The organism is Geodermatophilus sp. SYSU D01180 (assembly GCF_054050415.1).
Window position 1 is genome coordinate 20,767 of record NZ_JBJGZH010000039.1, and the last position, 16,532, is coordinate 37,298.

The 16,532-nt window shown below is 68.0% G+C and carries 8 protein-coding genes; 7 read left to right on the forward strand and 1 reads right to left on the reverse strand.

Annotated features, from left to right (window positions below):
• The first annotated feature begins 38 nt into the window (after positions 1 to 38).
• The 6 genes from drmD to ACI8AA_RS22480 all read left to right on the forward strand — a co-directional run bounded on the left by drmD (position 39) and on the right by ACI8AA_RS22480 (position 14,269).
• The gene (gene drmD / locus ACI8AA_RS22455) at positions 39 to 3,269 is read left to right on the forward strand and encodes a DISARM system SNF2-like helicase DrmD (protein ID WP_457046587.1); all 3,231 of its coding nucleotides are present in this window, start codon (positions 39 to 41) and stop codon (positions 3,267 to 3,269) included.
• Between the two features lie 17 nt (positions 3,270 to 3,286).
• Positions 3,287 to 7,279, forward strand: a complete 3,993-nt coding sequence (locus ACI8AA_RS22460; protein ID WP_457046588.1) for a DNA methyltransferase — start codon at positions 3,287 to 3,289, stop codon at positions 7,277 to 7,279.
• Positions 7,279 to 10,944, forward strand: coding sequence for a DISARM system helicase DrmA (gene drmA, locus ACI8AA_RS22465; RefSeq protein WP_457046589.1), 3,666 nt, complete (start codon positions 7,279 to 7,281; stop codon positions 10,942 to 10,944). Before ACI8AA_RS22460 ends, drmA begins: the two co-directional genes overlap by 1 nt.
• Positions 10,941 to 13,046: a DrmB family protein gene (drmB, locus tag ACI8AA_RS22470; protein ID WP_457046590.1), complete on the forward strand. Its 2,106-nt coding sequence runs from the start codon at positions 10,941 to 10,943 to the stop codon at positions 13,044 to 13,046. The genes drmA and drmB overlap by 4 nt, the downstream gene beginning before the upstream one ends.
• Positions 13,043 to 13,756: a DISARM system phospholipase D-like protein DrmC gene (gene drmC, locus ACI8AA_RS22475; RefSeq protein WP_457046591.1), complete on the forward strand. Its 714-nt coding sequence runs from the start codon at positions 13,043 to 13,045 to the stop codon at positions 13,754 to 13,756. Before drmB ends, drmC begins: the two co-directional genes overlap by 4 nt.
• A 129-nt stretch (positions 13,757 to 13,885) precedes the next feature.
• On the forward strand, positions 13,886 to 14,269 hold the full coding sequence (locus ACI8AA_RS22480) for a very short patch repair endonuclease (RefSeq protein WP_457046592.1): 384 nt from the start codon (positions 13,886 to 13,888) through the stop codon (positions 14,267 to 14,269).
• A 7-nt stretch (positions 14,270 to 14,276) separates the two neighbouring features.
• Here ACI8AA_RS22480 and ACI8AA_RS22485 read toward each other — a convergent pair whose 3' ends face one another.
• Positions 14,277 to 15,440, reverse strand: a complete 1,164-nt coding sequence (locus tag ACI8AA_RS22485; protein ID WP_457046593.1) for a DNA cytosine methyltransferase — start codon at positions 15,438 to 15,440, stop codon at positions 14,277 to 14,279.
• A gap of 137 nt (positions 15,441 to 15,577) precedes the next feature.
• On the opposite strand from ACI8AA_RS22485, the gene ACI8AA_RS22490 reads away from it, so the two are divergent.
• Positions 15,578 to 16,532, forward strand: a 955-nt coding sequence (locus tag ACI8AA_RS22490; protein ID WP_457046594.1) for an HNH endonuclease, incomplete at its 3' end; no start/stop codon positions are given.

A 16,532-nucleotide genomic window follows, 5' to 3' on the forward strand; every position in this document is an offset into this window, starting at 1 on the left:
GACGACATCTGCACTCTCCGCACCTATCGTTCTCGACCGTGTTCGTTGCAGAACAGGCTCAAACCGGAACCACTGGGCTCGTAACTGGGGCTGTCGCAGACACGCGATCCGTCCCGGAGCAGGGGCAGATCGCCGTGGTCCGCGGCTCCACCTGGGCAGTTACGGACGTCCGGGCTCAGGCACTGCCGCGCAGCGGAGCGGATGACGCCATCACCGGGCTCCAGCACGCGGTGACCCTGCAGTCGCTCGAGGAGGACCGCCTCGGCGAGGAGCTCCAGGTCGTCTGGGAGCTCGAGCTCGGACGATCGCTCCGCCCGGCGACCGGCCTCCCGAGCAGCATCGATCCGGAGCGCTTCGACGAGCCGAGCCGTCTTGCCGCCTTCATCGACGCCCTCCGCTGGGGCGCCATCACCTCGGCCGACTCCCAGGTCGTCCAGGCACCGTTCCGCAGCGGCGCCAACGTCGAGGCCTACCAGCTCGAGCCGCTGCGCCGGGCGCTCCGCGAGTCCCGCGCCAACCTGCTCCTCGCAGACGACGTCGGTCTCGGCAAGACCATCGAGGCCGGGCTGGTCACCCAGGAGCTGTTCCTCCGCCACCGCGCGCGCACCGCGATCATCGTCTGCCCGGCCGGCCTCGCCCTGAAGTGGCAGGACGAGATGCTCGAGAAGTTCGGGCTCGACTTCACGATCATCAACTCCGAGACCATGCGCGAGGTCCGGCGCACGCATGGCCTGCACGCGAACCCGTTCACGCTCTTTCCGCGGATCATCGTCTCGATGTCCTGGTTGCCGGGGCAGCGCGCGCAGCGACTCCTCCGGGACGTCTACGCCCAGACGGCCCGGCAGAACGGCGCCCGCCGGTTCGCCTTCGACGTCCTCGTAGTCGACGAGGCGCACCACGTCGCGCCGGCGAGCCCGCAGCGCGTCGACAAGCTCAACATCACCCGGCGCGGCTACGCCGTCGACTCCGACCGCACGCGGGCCGTCCGCGAGCTGGCCGAGAAGTGTGAGCACCGCCTGTTCCTCAGTGCCACCCCGCACAACGGCTACGTCGAGTCGTTCACCGCCCTGCTGGAGATGATCGACCCGCAGCGCTTCGTCCGCGGGACGTACATCGATCGCTCCGCGCTCCGCGAGGTCGCCGTCCGCCGGCTCAAGCGGGACCTCAAGGAGGCCAAGGGCTTCCAGGAGCGCCAGGTCACTGCCTTGCCCTTCGAGCCCACCGCCGCCGAGGAGGAGGCCTACGAGCGCCTCCTCGCCTTCACGAACCGCCGGGACAAGGCGGTGGCCAAGGACGACGGCACCGCCAAGCAGGCCCGCGACATGGCCACGCTCCTGCTCAAGAAGCGCTTCTTCTCCTCCCCCGTCGCGTTCGCCAAGACCGTCGACGTCTACCTGGAGACCCGACGCCGCGGCGTCGACGCCGACCTCACCATCGACTACGACGACGTTCTCGGAATCGATGCGGACGACCTCGAGGAGGGCAAGGCCGACCAGACCGAGCTCCTCACCCTCGCCGGCACCCGACGGAAGCTGCCGCCGCTGTCGGACCAGGACGTCGAGGACCTGCAGTGGCTCAGCCGCTGGGGGCACGAGTTCGACGGCACCGTCGACTCCCGGCTCGCCGCGCTCGTCCGTCACCTCGACGGCGTCCTGCTCGCGGACGGCCACTGGCTGAACGAGCGGATCGTCGTCTTCACCGAGTACGTCGACACGCTCTACTGGATCCGGGACAACCTGCTCCAGCACGGCTACGACGCCGACCGGATCGCCGTCATCGACGGCAGCACGGACGCCGTGACGCGGGAGCTCACCCGCGCGGAGTTCAACGAGCCGCCGGACAAGACCGAGGTGCGCGTCCTGCTCGCCACCGACGCCGCCGGCGAGGGCATCGACCTGCAGGCGCACTGCCACCGCCTGTTCAACTACGACATCCCGTTCAACCCCAACCGGCTGGAGCAGCGCATCGGCCGGGTGGACCGCTACGGCCAGGCCCACCAGCCGGACATCCGGCACTTCACGCCGGCGGCAGGACGCTCCGGTCTGGCGTCGGACGTCGACTTCCTCGCCCGCGTCGCGACGAAGATCGCCCGGGTCGAACTTGACCTGGGCTCGGCCAACGAGATCATCGCGCCGGACATCCAGCGCCAGTTGGCCGGTCGACGGCTCGAGGCGGACCTGAGCGGGAAGGCCCGCAAGGCCGACCAGGCAGTCAACGAGATGCTGCTCGGTGAGCGTCAGGTGAACGCCGAGCTGACGGCCCTGGAGACGCAGCTGGAGGCGGACCGCGAGAGCCTGCACCTCCGGCCGGCGAACCTCCGGCGGGTCGTGGAGACGGCGCTCGACCTCGACATGCAGCCCCCGCTCATCGACCTCGGAGGTCCGGACAACGAGTCCCTCGTCTTCGAGCTGCCCGACCTCGCCCGCTCCTGGGAGCCGGTCACCCGGGGGCTGGCCAGCCGGCTGGAGCCGGACCGCCTGCGGCCGATCACCTTCGACCAGCAGTTCGCGCGCGGCAGCACGGACGTCGTCCACGCGCACCTCGGCCACCCGTTGCTGCAGCGCTCGACCCGCCTGCTCCGTTCCGCGCTGTGGGGCGGGGAGTCCGATCTCAACCGGGTCAGTGCCGTCGTCGTCCCGGGACTCGACGAGTCCTTCGCCGCGGCCGTCGTCCGACTGGTCCTGGTCGGTCGGGGCGGCATCCGGCTGCACGAGGAGGTCTTCCTCGCCGGCACTCGGCTGACGCGCCGCCAGCAGGTGGGGGTCGAACGGGCCGAGGAGCTGCTGGCACGCGCCCTGGACGGCGACGAGCTGACCGGCGCGCCCGAGGCGCTGCTGCACGACCTCGCCGCGGCGTGGGACGACGCCGCGACAGGCCTGCGGTCCCGCATCGAGGAGGCGATTCGGGCCCGCGTGGCGAAGCGAACCGGGGAGATCGAGGCCCGGCTGGCGAAGCGGCGCGACGAGGACCTCGCACGGGTGGACGCCATCTTCACGCGCTTCGCCGGCACGCTCCGCGAGTCGATCGCCGAGGCCGAGAGGCTGCGGCAGGAGTCGGAGGGCATGTTGTTCGACGTCGTCGAGCAACGCCAGTCGGACCGGGACCTGCGCCAGATGCGCGCCCGGCTCGAGGAACTCGACGAGGAGCGCCGTCGTGAACGGCGCGCGGTCGAGACCCGCTACGAGGACGTGAGGCCGTGGCCGTTCCCCGCCGCCGTCCTGTTCGCCATCAGCCCCACCGACGCCGAGCGAGGAGTGACGATCCGATGAGGCGACGTCCGCCCAGCGTGTCCCGACTGCACCAGGACTGGCTCGCCCAGGTCGAGACCGATGGTCCCTTCCTGTCCCTGCCGGTGCTCAAGGACATCTGGCCCAACGGGATGGACCCGCTCAGCGACGCCGACGAGCGGCTCGTCGCGTTCAAGGAGAGCCACGCCCTCTGGGAGCAGGCGTTCGACCGGTCCCGGAACGAGTCGGCGCAGGACTACTCCGATGTGTCTCGAACCTGGGCCGAGGTGGTGCTCGATGACCTCGCCGAGTGGCAGGGGCATCGAGTCCGCGCCGAGGAGCTGCCCGAGGACCTGGTGGTCCGCTCCCCCGCCGAGATGATCACTGTGCGTCCGGACGGCGCCCTGCGCGGCCGCGACGGCAACCTGACCTGCCTGCTCCGCATCGTGCCGCCAAGCGAGAGCCTGCGGACGGTGGGCACCGACGGTTGGTCCGCGAGCGAGATCGACCGCATGGCCGCCCTTCTGCGCAAGGCCGACGCCACGGTCGGGATCGTCACCGACGGGCGCTGGTGGGCGCTGGTGTGGGCCGGGGAGGGCACGACCACCGGTTCCGGCGTGGTCGACGCACTGACCTGGCGCGAGGAGCCGCAGCTGCGGGACGCGTTCCTCACGCTCATCCACGCCGGCACGCTCCGGCACAAGAACGCCGAGCGACGGCTTCCCCGACTCTTCGCGCGCAGCGTGCTCGAGGCCGAGGAGATCACCGAGGCGCTGGGCGTCCAGGTCCGCAAGTCGGTCGAGCTGCTGGTGCAGGCGTTCTCCGAAGCCCGGCTGACCGCGCGGGCCAAGGGGCTGGACAACCCGCTGTGCGACAACCCGGACGAGATCTACCAGGCCGCGGTCACGGTCATGATGCGGGTCGTCTTCCTCCTCTTCGCCGAGGAGCGGGACATGCTGCCCAAGCCGGAGCTGTACCGAGCCGCCTATGGGGTCAGCACGCTGCTGGACGACCTCCAGGGATGGGCGCACCAGGAGGGCGAAGAGAACCTCGACCACTCCTCCGACGTCTGGCACCGCCTGCTCGCCGTCAGCACCGCGCTCTACGGCGGGGCGAACTTCGACGAGGTCCGCATGCCGGCCTACGGCGGCTCGCTGTTCGACCCCAAGCGCTTCCCGTGGCTGACCTCCGCCCGCTCGGACGGGGGGCTGCGGCTGCGCGTCTCGGACCGAGTCATGCTCCACGTGCTCGAGTCGGTCCAGATCGCCAAGGTCGGCGGACAGGCACGGCGCATCTCGTTCCGGGACGTCGACGTCGAGCAGATCGGCTACATCTATGAGGGCCTGCTCGGTTACACCTGCCGCGAGGTCGAGGCCGAGGTTCTCCTCGGCCTGGTCGGCACCGATGGTCAGGAACCGGAGATCGACCTCGACACGCTCGACGAGATCTACGACGGATCCACGGGCACCAAGGACTTCGCCGCACGGCTGACTGCCTGGGTCAAGGAGAACCAGCCGGCGGCCAAACTCGTCTCAGCCGCGAAGCTCACCAAGCTCTACGACGAGAAGGTCGACGAGGCGGAGATGAACCGCCTCTTCAAGCCCGTCGCCGGAGATGACCCCGATCTGCTAGGTGCGCTGGTCTCCTGGTCGCCATTCATCCGCCGCGACCTCCGCAACCTGCCCTATGTCGTCCCGCGTGGCGGTCTCGTCGTCGCAGAGACCCCGTCACGGAAGAACGCCGGTGCTCACTACACCCCCCGATCACTGGCCGAGGAGGTCGTCCTCCACGCACTCCAGCCGTTGGTCTACGAGCCAGGGCCGCTACAGACCAACGACGAGGACGCCTGGCGGCTGAAGTCGAGCGCAGCGATCCTCGACCTCAAGGTCGCCGACATTGCCGCCGGCTCCGGCGCCTTCCTCGTCGCCGCCGCCCGCTACCTCACCGCCCGGCTCGTCGAGGCCTGGACCGCGGAAGGCATGGTCGAGGCCGACCACGTCGACATCGGGCTTCGCACTCACGCGATCCGCGAGGTCATCGCGCACTGCCTCTACGGCGCCGACATCAACGGCATGGCCATCGAGATGTGCAAGCTTTCCCTCTGGCTGGTCTCCCTGGACTCGACCAAGCCGTTCTCCTTCGTCGACGACAAGATCTTCCACGGCAACTCGCTGCTCGGCCTGACCACGCTCGAGCAGCTGCGACACCTTTACATCGCGCCGGACCCGAAGAAGACGAAGCAGCTCAACGCCTTCGTCGACGTAGACACAGTGCTTGCCGAGGCCACGCGCATCCGGCACCTATTGGCCTCGCCCGTGGACGAGGACGACCCCCAGCGTTCACGCAACGGCAAGCGCCGCCTGCTTGAGCAGTCCGAACAGGTCACCGCGAAGCTCCGTCTGATTGCCGACGGCATCATCGCTGCCGGCCTCCGACTCGGCGGCAAGCCCGGTGCTGCACTTGACAACGCCTACACCTCGTTGGAGTGGGCGCTCATGCGAGCCTTCTCTGCGGACGGCTCTCCTGGCGACACCGCAGACATCAACCGCATCATTGACCAAGGCCTCACGCCAACTGTGCGGACCGACTTCGACCGTTGGCAACCTCTTCACTGGATCATTGAAGCTCCGGATGTCTTACTGGAGCACGGTGGCTTCGACGCAATCATCGGCAACCCACCCTTTCTCGGCGTGTCCTCGCAAAGAAGCGCCCTAGGCGAGAACATGCGAGAGTGGGCTGTCAATCAAATTGCCGACGGCAATCGAGGAATGGCTGACTTTGTAGCCTACTTTTTCCTTCGAGCGCAACAGTTGGCCCATGGACGCAAGGGTCAGATCGGCCTGATTGCAACAAACTCCATCGCTCAGAACCAAACCAAGCGCGTGGGCCTCGATCAGATGGTGAGGAGTGGCGCCACTATTCGATGGGCGGTGCGCAGCGAGCCGTGGCCCAGTCGGTCGGCGAATCTTGAGTACGCAGTAGTGTGCATCACACTGGCACAACTCGCGGATGGTGTAGCACGATTTGCCGATCGCACCCCTGTTGCAGGCATCTCCACCATGCTGGAAGGTGAAACTTCCAGCACGACGAGCGCTCCTGTTCGGCTGGCGGAAAATCAGTCTATCGCTTTCGAAGGTGTGAAGCTGAACGGCGACGGATTCCTCCTGACAGAGACCGAAGCCGTCCAGCTCATCCGCGCCGACGCGAAAAACGTAGCCGTCGTCCGGAGGTTCCTCGGGGGAAAGGACGTGAACTCGCGCTCCGACTGCTCGGCTTCACGATGGGCAGTTTGCTTTTCCGACCTCAATGCAACCGACGCCGCCAAGTACGAACTTCCGTACGCGCGGGCGCTTAAGTCTGTGAAGCCGGAGCGCGAAAAGCTGCGGTCTAGCGCACTCCGAGACCGCTGGTGGCTGTACGAGAAGCCGCGGCCCGCCATGTACGCCGCAATCCAGAAGATGAAGAGAGTTCCGGTCCTGGCCGTCACGAGCAAGGCCGTCACGCCCGTGCGGGTCGAAAGCGATCAGGTCCTGGCGAAGACGCTGGCGGTCTTTGCACTTCCTGCACTAGCGGACTTTGCAATACTCTCCTCCTCGATGCACCAACTGTGGGCTATCACCTGGGGCTCAACGCTTGAGACTCGTGTTCGATACACCGCCTCGGACGTGTTTGAGACCTTTCCGCGCCCATCAAGAACCGAAAGGCTTGAGCTTGCGGGTACGCGCCTAGACGAGGAGCGGCGAGAAATTATGATTCGTCGCGACCTCGGCCTCACGGACCTGTATAACGAAGTGAACAATCCAAATGTCCAGGATGACCACGACATAAATCTGGTGCGGGAGCTGCACATTGAGTGCGACGCAGCCACGGCAGATGCATACGGTTGGTCGGACGTGCCGCTTGAACATGGATTCCATACGTACCGACAGATGGAGCGATTCACCGTATCTCCAGCCGCCAGGGACGAACTGCTGAACAGGTTACTGCGAGAGAACCAGATTCGTGCTGCTGCAGAGCGTCACCCGGTTGCCAGTCAGGGGGAGCTCCCCTGATGGCAAGTCGCTATTCAACGGTTGTGCGGGGCGAACTGGTCGACCTTATCCGCGAGGAGCTGCTCGGCCCCCGAGGCGAAGCTGACGGGGAAATCCCGGCCAGTCCCCGAGCTATGTATGCCGTAGGCGGCCTCGCGCCCGTCACGATCGACCCCTCCCTCGCACGCTTGAGCTTTAGCCCTGACGACGCGGAGAGCCAGGGAGTCGACGGAACTCCAATGCAGGCGGTTACGGATGCCGACCCGGACCGGGACGGCCAGTTGGGCGTCCCGGTCCCTACCGACGAGGATGTCTCGACGGCAGAGTCGGACGACGACGAGGACACCGGCCCGAAGGGCGCTCTGACGCACCCGTCCTCGATGGGGCTTCGCCTTCAGGTGCCCGCCGAGGTGGATACGCTCGTCGTGACCGCCGAGTGGGGCCGGTACGACAGCTTTCAGCGCCTCAACGAGGAGACCGGGCGGAAGCGGACGTGGTTCCGCCGGACGCCTTTCGAGGTTTCAACGTCCCTTGACCTTGCGAGGACCACAGCGCGCCACAGCGAGGTCGTCGAGCTTGGCCAAGACGTCAGCCTGCGGGTCGAGGTCTTCCCGCTGGGTGACCGCCTGATCGTCGAACTGGCGATGAGCAACGACCGAGTGACCGGGGTCGATGCTCCGCCTGGCGACTGGCTCTTCCAGACGCAGCTGAGCGTGGCGGCTCAGGACGGGTCGGCGTGCTTCCTGCCGAGCCGCGACGTCTACGAGCCGGGATACCTGGAGAAGGACGAGGAGCGACGGCGCCTCGATCTCCAGTACAAGCACAAGCTCGAGTTTGCGGTCGGCCGCACCTGCTCCGTCGATTGGCAGGAGGTCCCGGACACTCGCCGTGCGCGCAAGGTCATGACCACCTGGCTGCCGACGGCTGACGTCCCGCAGACCGTGGCCGGCGCGGCCGGCGACACTGTCACGTCGATGCGCGTCCTCGCCGACATCGAGGCGCGGAATGTGCGTCAGGCGCTGGAGCCGATGGTCGTTGGCTACAGCGATTGGCTGGCCGAGCAGGGTGCGGCGGCGGCCGACCTCCCTGACCACCTCCGGAAGACCGCAACCAAGGCCGTCGGCGACGCCACAGTTGCGGCCAACCGCCTCGAGGCCGGCCTGGCGCTTCTGGCCACCGATCCAGACACGCTCAAGGCTTTCCGGTTCATGAATCGGGCGATGCGAGACCAACGCCTCCGCTCGCAGGTCGCCGCCAAGCGCGCCGCCAAAGCCGGCGTGACCGTGGAACAAGCGCTCGCCGAGGTCGAGGCCGAGGGCGACAGGGCAGCCTCATGGCGACCGTTCCAGCTGGCGTTCATCCTCATGCAGCTGCCGGCGCTGGTGGACCCCGCCGACCCGTACCGGAGCAGCGACGACTCCCGCGTCGAGCTCCTGTTCTTCCCCACCGGTGGTGGCAAGACCGAGGCCTACCTGGGTCTGGCGGCCTTCACGTTCGGCATCCGACGTCTCCAACGAACGGTCAATGGGGACGGTGGGGACTTGAACGGCGGCGATGGTGTCGCCGTCCTGATGCGGTACACGCTCCGTCTGCTGACCTCACAGCAGTTCCAGCGCGCAGCGGCCCTCGTCTGTGCCGCTGAACTGATCCGCCAGGAGGACGAGGGGACGTGGGGCGCGGAGCCGTTCCGCATCGGGCTCTGGGTCGGCAGCAGCGTCAGCCCGAAGAGGTTCGCCGAGGCAGAGAGCCAGGTGAAGCTGGCGAAGTCGGAGGACGGCCGCGCGCACGGCCTCACAGTGCTGCAGATCAAGCGCTGCCCGTGGTGCGGGACGCCGATTGACGCCAAGCGCGACGTCGATGCCGTGGCCACGACCCAGCGCATCCACGTCTACTGCGGTGACCGCGACGAGGAATGCCCCTTCTCCGAACGTGGTCCGCAGGACGAGGGGTTGCCCATCCTCACGGTCGACGAGGAGATCTACCGGCATCCGCCGACGTTCCTACTCGCCACCGTCGACAAGTTCGCCCGGCTCGCCCGCGAGGGCGAAGCAGCGAGCCTCTTCGGCTACGTCAGCGAGTCCTGCCCGCGTCACGGCTACCGCCACCCCGACGCACGTGGCGACTTCTGCAAGGGCCAGAAACACAACGCGGTCACCAAGGGCGGCGTCACGTACCCGGCCGTCGATGTCCGGCCGGTCCCGCGCCTACGGCCTCCGGACCTGATCATCCAGGACGAGCTCCACCTGATCACTGGGGCACTGGGCACGGCGGTCGGCGTCTTCGAGAATGCCGTCGACGTGCTGTGCTCCTGGTCGCGCGACGACCAGCTGGTCCGGCCGCTCATCGTGGCGTCCACGGCGACGGTCCGGAAGGCGGAGGAGCAGGTCCGGAACCTGTACGGGCGAGGCGTCGACGTCTTTCCCCCGCAGGTCCTCGACGTCCGTCAGACGTACTTCTCGAGGGAGCTGGAGGTCACGCCCGACCAGCCCGGGCGGAAGTACATCGGCGTCTGCGCGCACGGCATTCGGCTGACGCTCGCCGAGATCCGGATCGCCGAGGTCCTCCTGCTCGCCGGGCAGAAGCTCCTCGACGAGCACGGCAAGGCGGCCGACCCGTACATGACGTCGGTCGCCTACTTCAGCGCGACCCGCGAGCTGGCCGGCATGCGGCGTTACCTCGACGATGACGTCACCACGCGTGTGTCCGGGAAGACCGAGCCCTTCCCGCGCCGGACGACGGACTTCGCACGCCTCGCGATCGGTGAGCTCACCTCCCGCATCTCGTCGTCGGAGATCGGGGCCACGCTCGACAAGCTCGCCCTGGAGTTCGACCCGGACCGGTGGAGCACGAAGGGCAAGAAGGCGTTCGGCGAGGCCCTGCAGAAGGCGAACGGGAAGCTCAAGGACCGCCACGAGCGGCCGTACGACTTCGTCCTGGCGACGTCGATGCTGCAGGTCGGTGTCGACGTCCCCCGCCTGGGGCTGATGCTGGTCGTCGGGCAGCCGAAGAACACCGCGGAGTACATCCAGGCGTCCTCCCGAGTGGGACGTGACGCGGCCCGGCCCGGTCTCGTGGTGTCGCTGGCCAACTGGGCGAGGCCGCGGGACATGGCGCACTTCGAGCAGTTCCGGCACTACCACGAGACGTTCTACGCCCAGGTCGAGGCGCTCAGCGTGACGCCCTTCTCCGAGGCCGCGCTCGAACGAGGGCTCATGGGCGTCCTCGTGAGCGCTGCGCGGGTGATGGACGTCGGCCGGGTGAACTCGCTCTCCCCCGAGCTCGGTGCGGGCCGGGTCATCAGCGGGTCGACCCGTCTCGACCAGATCATCGAGCGACTGACCGAGCGCGCGTCCCGCGCGTACCTCGATCCGGACTTCGACGAGCGGGTCAGGGCCAAGCTCGTCCAGCGCAAGGACCGCTGGCTCGGTCGCGCTCTCGAGGAGGACGGCGGACTCGTCTACGAGCGGTCGCCCGACAAGAACCAGATCACGCGACCGCTGCTGATCAGTCCCGAGGTCCGCACCACCACTCCGGAGCAGAAGGTCTTCGTCGTCGCCAACTCGATGCGCGAGGTGCAGCCGGAGATCAACCTGCTGGTCAGCCCCAGTCCCAGCTACCTCGCGGCCAGGGAGCCCACCGACGCTCCCGGCTGGGACTTCTCGCCCCCTGCTGAGGAGGACGCATGACCGCCGTGTCGGACGACGCGACCGACGTCGCCGACGTCGCCCTCGACGCCACTGAGTCGGCGATCGCGACCGTCGAGCCGAGCCTCGACCCTCTCGCCGACGTTGAGACGAACAAGCCCAAGAACCGGGCGAAGGTCGGCGCCATCCGACCGTCGGCTCTGCTCTACACGCAGGGCATCGGCTCGACGGTCGACCTACCACACCTGTCGGTCATGCCGCACGGTCTCGACGACTGGGAGCGCATCTACCGGCGCCGACCCACGCCGCCGGAGACGATCGTCGAGCCTCGTCTGCTCCAGGTCGTCCAGGCGCACCTGGGCAGGAGCGTGGAGGAGCTCCGCAAGCCGCCGTGGGCGTCCGCGGAGATCGGGCAGAAGGACTCCGCCACGGACCTGGGCATCCCGGGACGGATCTTTCCGCAGTGGCTCCGCTGCACCGGCTGCGGCCTGCTCGGCCAGGTGTCGGACGGCGTGAGCTTCGAGTACCGCAATACGAATCCGTTCCGGCCCGATAAGGCGGAGTTCGTGCACGTCAAGTGCACCGGATGGTCGGAGGACGGCGCGAAGAAGCGTCCGCCGAAGGACCGGACGGCGGTGCCGGCCCGCTACCTGATTGCCTGCCAGAAGGGACATCTCGACGAGTTCCCGTACGTGGCGTGGGTGCACCGGGGTAAGAAGTGTCCGGCGGCGGCCAAGCCACGCCTGCGCATGCGGGAGTGGAAGAGCAACATCGGTCCGGACGTCCAGATCATCTGCCAGGCGTGTAAGGCGCAGCGCGGCATGCTCGAGGCGACGGCGCGCGGCGCGGACACGAAGCTCCCGCGCTGTCGCGGGCGGCACGCACACCTGGATGCCTTCTTCCCGTGCAAGGAGCAGGGCCGGCTCATGCTCCTGGGCGCCGCGAACCAGTGGTTCTCGAACACCGTGAGCGCACTCGCCCTGCCGCGTGAGGACCAGGCATCGGCATCCGAGCTCGCTGCGGCCATCAAAGGCCTACCCAAGAAGGTGCTGGAGGCCATCCACGGGCCGGAAGGCATGGACTCCCTGAAGCTTCTTGCGGGCGTGAACGGAATCCCAGGCCTGGACGATCTGGACAACGCCATCCTCTGGGAGGCCTTCCAGATCGCGATCGCTCACTCGACCAGTACGGACGACGGCGAGCAGGTCGTGGCGCGGCGAGACCCGCGGACCCTGCTGGCACCGGAGTGGAACGTCCTCAGCGACCGGTCGAAGTTCACCAAGTACAGCGGCTCCTTCGACTTCAGGGCGGAGTCGCGCAAGGTGGGCGAGGAACTCGAACCGCTCGTGACAGGTGTCGTCGCTGTCGAACGGCTGAAGAAGGTCAACGCCTTCATCGGCTTCACCCGGATCGACGCGTTCGACCGGATCGACGACGCCTCCGACCGGGTCGCCCCTCTCACCCGCAACGGCATTCCGACGTGGGTGCCGGCGACCGAGGATCGCGGCGAGGGCGTCTTCATCCAGTTCGACGAAGCACGTGTGGCGGCCTGGGAAGCCGACGTGCTCGAGCGGCCGGTCTGGCAGCGCTACAGGGAGGCGCACCGGCTCAACTTCCACCGTCGGACCAGCCGTACTGCGGCCATGATCGACCCGGACGAACGCTTCCCGTCTCCGCGCTACTGGGCGATCCACACGCTCTCGCACCTGCTCATCCGCGAGATGGCGATGTCCAGCGGCTACGGCTCGGCGAGCCTCACCGAGCGCATCTTCGCGTGGTCCGCAGCGGACGACGTGCAGCCGGCGGCAGGACTGCTGATCAGCACGACGTCCTCGGACAGCGAGGGGACGCTCGGCGGTCTGGTGGAGCTCGCCAAGCCCGACAAGTTGCAGGGCGTGGTGCTGGACGCACTCCGCCGGGGCGGTCGCTGCTCGTCGGACCCGATCTGCTCGCACCGCGCGCCGCGGGGCAAGGAGGACTTCCTCCACGGTGCCGCCTGTCACTTCTGCCTCTTCGTGAGCGAGACCAGCTGCGAACGGACGAATCGCTTCCTCGACCGGCGCATGGTCCTGGACCTGATGGTCGACGAGAACGTCCGGACGCCCGGCCTGTTCTCCAGGCTTCTCCCGGAAGGCAGCTGGTGAGCGCTGCCGCCGAGCTTGGCGGGTTCGTTACGAAGGAGGAGGCCAAGCGGCTCAAAGCCGGCCTGGTGCTGGGCCACGGACTGATTCATCAGGCCGTGAGCGGCATTCACCCCTCCCGTCGGGAGGAGGTGGAGGAGCTGCTCGACGCGGTCCTGAGCCAGCTCGACGGAAACGTCGGTGCTCTGTCGACCGTCCTGGAGGCGCTGAGCGGCGTCCCTCAGGCAGCGCGACCGCAACTGGTCTGGACCTCGCCGAGTCTCCCGAAGAGTGAGGGGCACACGACCCTCGCCGTGTCCCAGCTGATCAACGAGGCGCAGACGTACGTCTACGCAGCCACCTACTCCGCAACGATCGACTCGTCCTACGTGACGACGCTCCGCGAGGCACTCCGTCGGGGAGTCAAGGTGACGCTGATCGTGGACCGTGCCAAGCAGGAGCAGAAGGCGGCCCTACTCGCTGGGATGCTCGACGGCGCCCGCATCTGGACGCTCCGCAAGCCTGAAGCTGGCGAGTACGCCGTCCAGCACGCCAAGATCGCCATGATCGACGGCCTCGCTGCTCTGGTGACCAGCGCCAACTTCTCTACGGCCGCAGCCGAGACCAACCTCGAGTGCGGCGTCCTCCTCCGTGATGCGTCGGTGGCGTCGGCCATCAAGGCGCACCTCGACCTGCTGCGCGCGAGTGAGTTCCTGGTCGACTACTCGCCCTGAGGCCTGGTGCGGCGGGCGCTGCGGGCGCAAGACGTCGGAGGCCGGTGGCAGGCTGCTGTCGTGGAGCGCGCAGCACCCCGCGATCCGGGCCCCCACCCCGGGGCCTCCTCACCGGAGATCGCCCGACGCATGAGCGTCCTGCGGAGGCGTGACAACGGCCCTGAGATGGCCGTCCGCCGGCTGCTCCATCGAGCGGGCCTCCGTTACCGGGTTTCCTGGCCAGTCCCCGGTCAGCGCCGACGGACCATCGACATCGCCTTCACCCGGGCTCGGCTGGCCGTCTACATCGACGGCTGCTTCTGGCACGGCTGCCCGGTCCATGCCACCTCACCGAAGGCGAACAGCAAGTGGTGGGCGGACAAGATCGCCGCCAACCGCGCTCGCGACGCAGACGTGACGGCTCAGTTGCAGGGCCTGGGCTGGACCGTCCTGCGCTTCTGGGAGCACGAGAAGCCGGGCGAGGTGGCGGCCCGGATCCTCGGTCACCTGCGGAAGAGTGAGGCGCCAGCCTGATCAGGCATCAGGGGCTGGTGAGGCTCACGTGCTCGTCGAGGGCGGCCATGAACGCCGGCTCGTGCTTGAGCCTGCTGCGTCGCAGTCGGTCCCTGAAACCCTTCGTCGCCCGGTGCGACAAGGCCTCGCTCCCGTGCTGCTCGAGCAGGGTCGCGAGGTGGATGTAGTGCGCGGCAGGGGACCTGGGCCACTCCGAGACACCGACGTCCCAGGTCTTGTCGTCCACGTGACAAGCCGCCCGTGGCCACGGACTCCCGGTCAGGCGAGGAACCTTCGCATACCCGTCAGCGGGGAAGTCACCTGCCAGCAGTCCCTCGCCGATCCACTTCGCCACAGGGACGCTGACGGCGTTGCCGACGAGCTTCCACCGGTCGCGCGTCGGCGCCTTCTCGGTCCAGCCGGCCGGGAAGCCCTGCAGGACCTCTGCGGCCTCGATCGACGGGCGGACGATCCGTCGGCCTGGCTCGTGTCCCACCACCCAGATGGCAGGCGGGCTGGGGATGCTGACCGTCGTCGAGCCCTTCAGCGTCGGTACCGCATCGCGTGCCCAGCCGACGCCCCGGTTGCCCTCGGTCCAGTAGAACCCGTAGGCACTGTCGTGCCAGGCGCCCTTCGCCGCGCCATCCGGTTCCTCGGACCGGTCGTCCTCGCGGAAGAGCACCGCGGCCGGGTCGTGGACCGGTGATGCGAGCAGGTAGACGCGCTTGCGTCGCTGGGGCAAACCGAAGGAGCGGGAATCGATGGTCCGGTAGGCCCAGTCGTACCCCACCGCTTCGAGAGCACCGGTGATCTCGCGGATGGCACTGCCCCGGCCGAGCCGGAGCATGTTCGGGACGTTCTCGACGAGAAGCCACTCGGGCCGCGAGGACCGCAGCAGCTCCAGGACGTGCCGGATGAGCCCGGACGCACTCCCCTGCAGGCCAGCGGTGCGTCCAGCCTGCGACAGGTCCGTGCAGGGGAACCCGGCCGTGACGATGCCCGCTCCGCCAAGGTCCTCCAGCGCGAGGACGTCGTCGTGGAGCTCACCCTCGGGGAACCGCGCAGCCAGGACGGACTGAGCGGACGACCAGCACTCGTACAGCTGTGTCGGCCCGGTGAGGCCAGCCTGGTGCAGTCCCAGCTCCAACCCTCCGATCCCCGCGAACAGACCCAGGATCGAGTGGGAGCGCACGTCCTGGAGCGTGCCAGACCGGTAAGACATCGCTCGCGAGGTCGGGCTGCGAGTCAGCCGTGACCTGTGCGACGACACGATCCGGCCGACGTCCAGAGCTCGTTGTGCTCCGGCCAGTCGCCAGGCACGCTCCACATGTGGACGGAGCCGTTTCGGAGGAGTACGTCAGGGCTGCGGCGATCGACTGGCTCACCAGGACGACGCTCGACGGGACGGTCCCCGTCGCCCGCGCTCAGCTCGCCAACGACTTCTCCGTCAATGGCGAGCGCTTCCCTCTGGTGGACCGAGGCAGAGGTATCCGCAAGCCGCAGGGCTGGTCCTCGGCGCTGAGCATCCTGACGGCTGCCCCCAAGGGCGCCCGTTGGCGGCCCTACGACGACTCCGAGGGAGCCGACGGACTCCATCGCTACAAGCTCCGCCGCGACGAGGGTGGCGAGGGCGAGAACGAGGCCCTGCGCGTCGCGATGCTCAAGCAGGTCCCGCTGATCTGGTTCTACGGGATCCAGCCGAGCGTCTTCCAGGCCATCTTCCCCGTGTACCTGCTGTGGGAGGAGCCCGAGGAGTCCCAGTTCGTCATGGCGCTGACCGAGGAGCAGCGACTCGTCCGTCCGGACACCCCAATGGAGGCCGCGCTCCGTCGGTGGAACTTCGCGCAGACCAAGCGCCGACTGCACCAGGCGGTCTTTGCGAGCCAGGTGAAGACGGCCTACGACATGCGATGCGCCGTCTGCAACCTCAACCAGCGGGCGCTGATCGACGCTGCACACATCTTCCCGGACACGCACCCGAGTGGGGACGCCGTCGTCACCAACGGGCTGGCGCTCTGCAAGCTGCACCACGCGGCCTACGACGCGAACATCCTCGGTATCCGCCCGGACCTCACCGTGGAGATCGCCGGAAGTCTCCTAGACGTGAGTGATGGACCGATGCTGCGCCACGGCCTGCAGGAGCACCACGGCCGACGACTGATGTGGCTCCCAGTCCGACGAGCGGATCACCCGGACACTGACCGGCTGGCGGAGCGTTACCGCCTCTTCCGGCAGTCTGAAGCTGTCGGCCCGGAGGTGGGTCGACGCTGTGGAGCGTCGACCC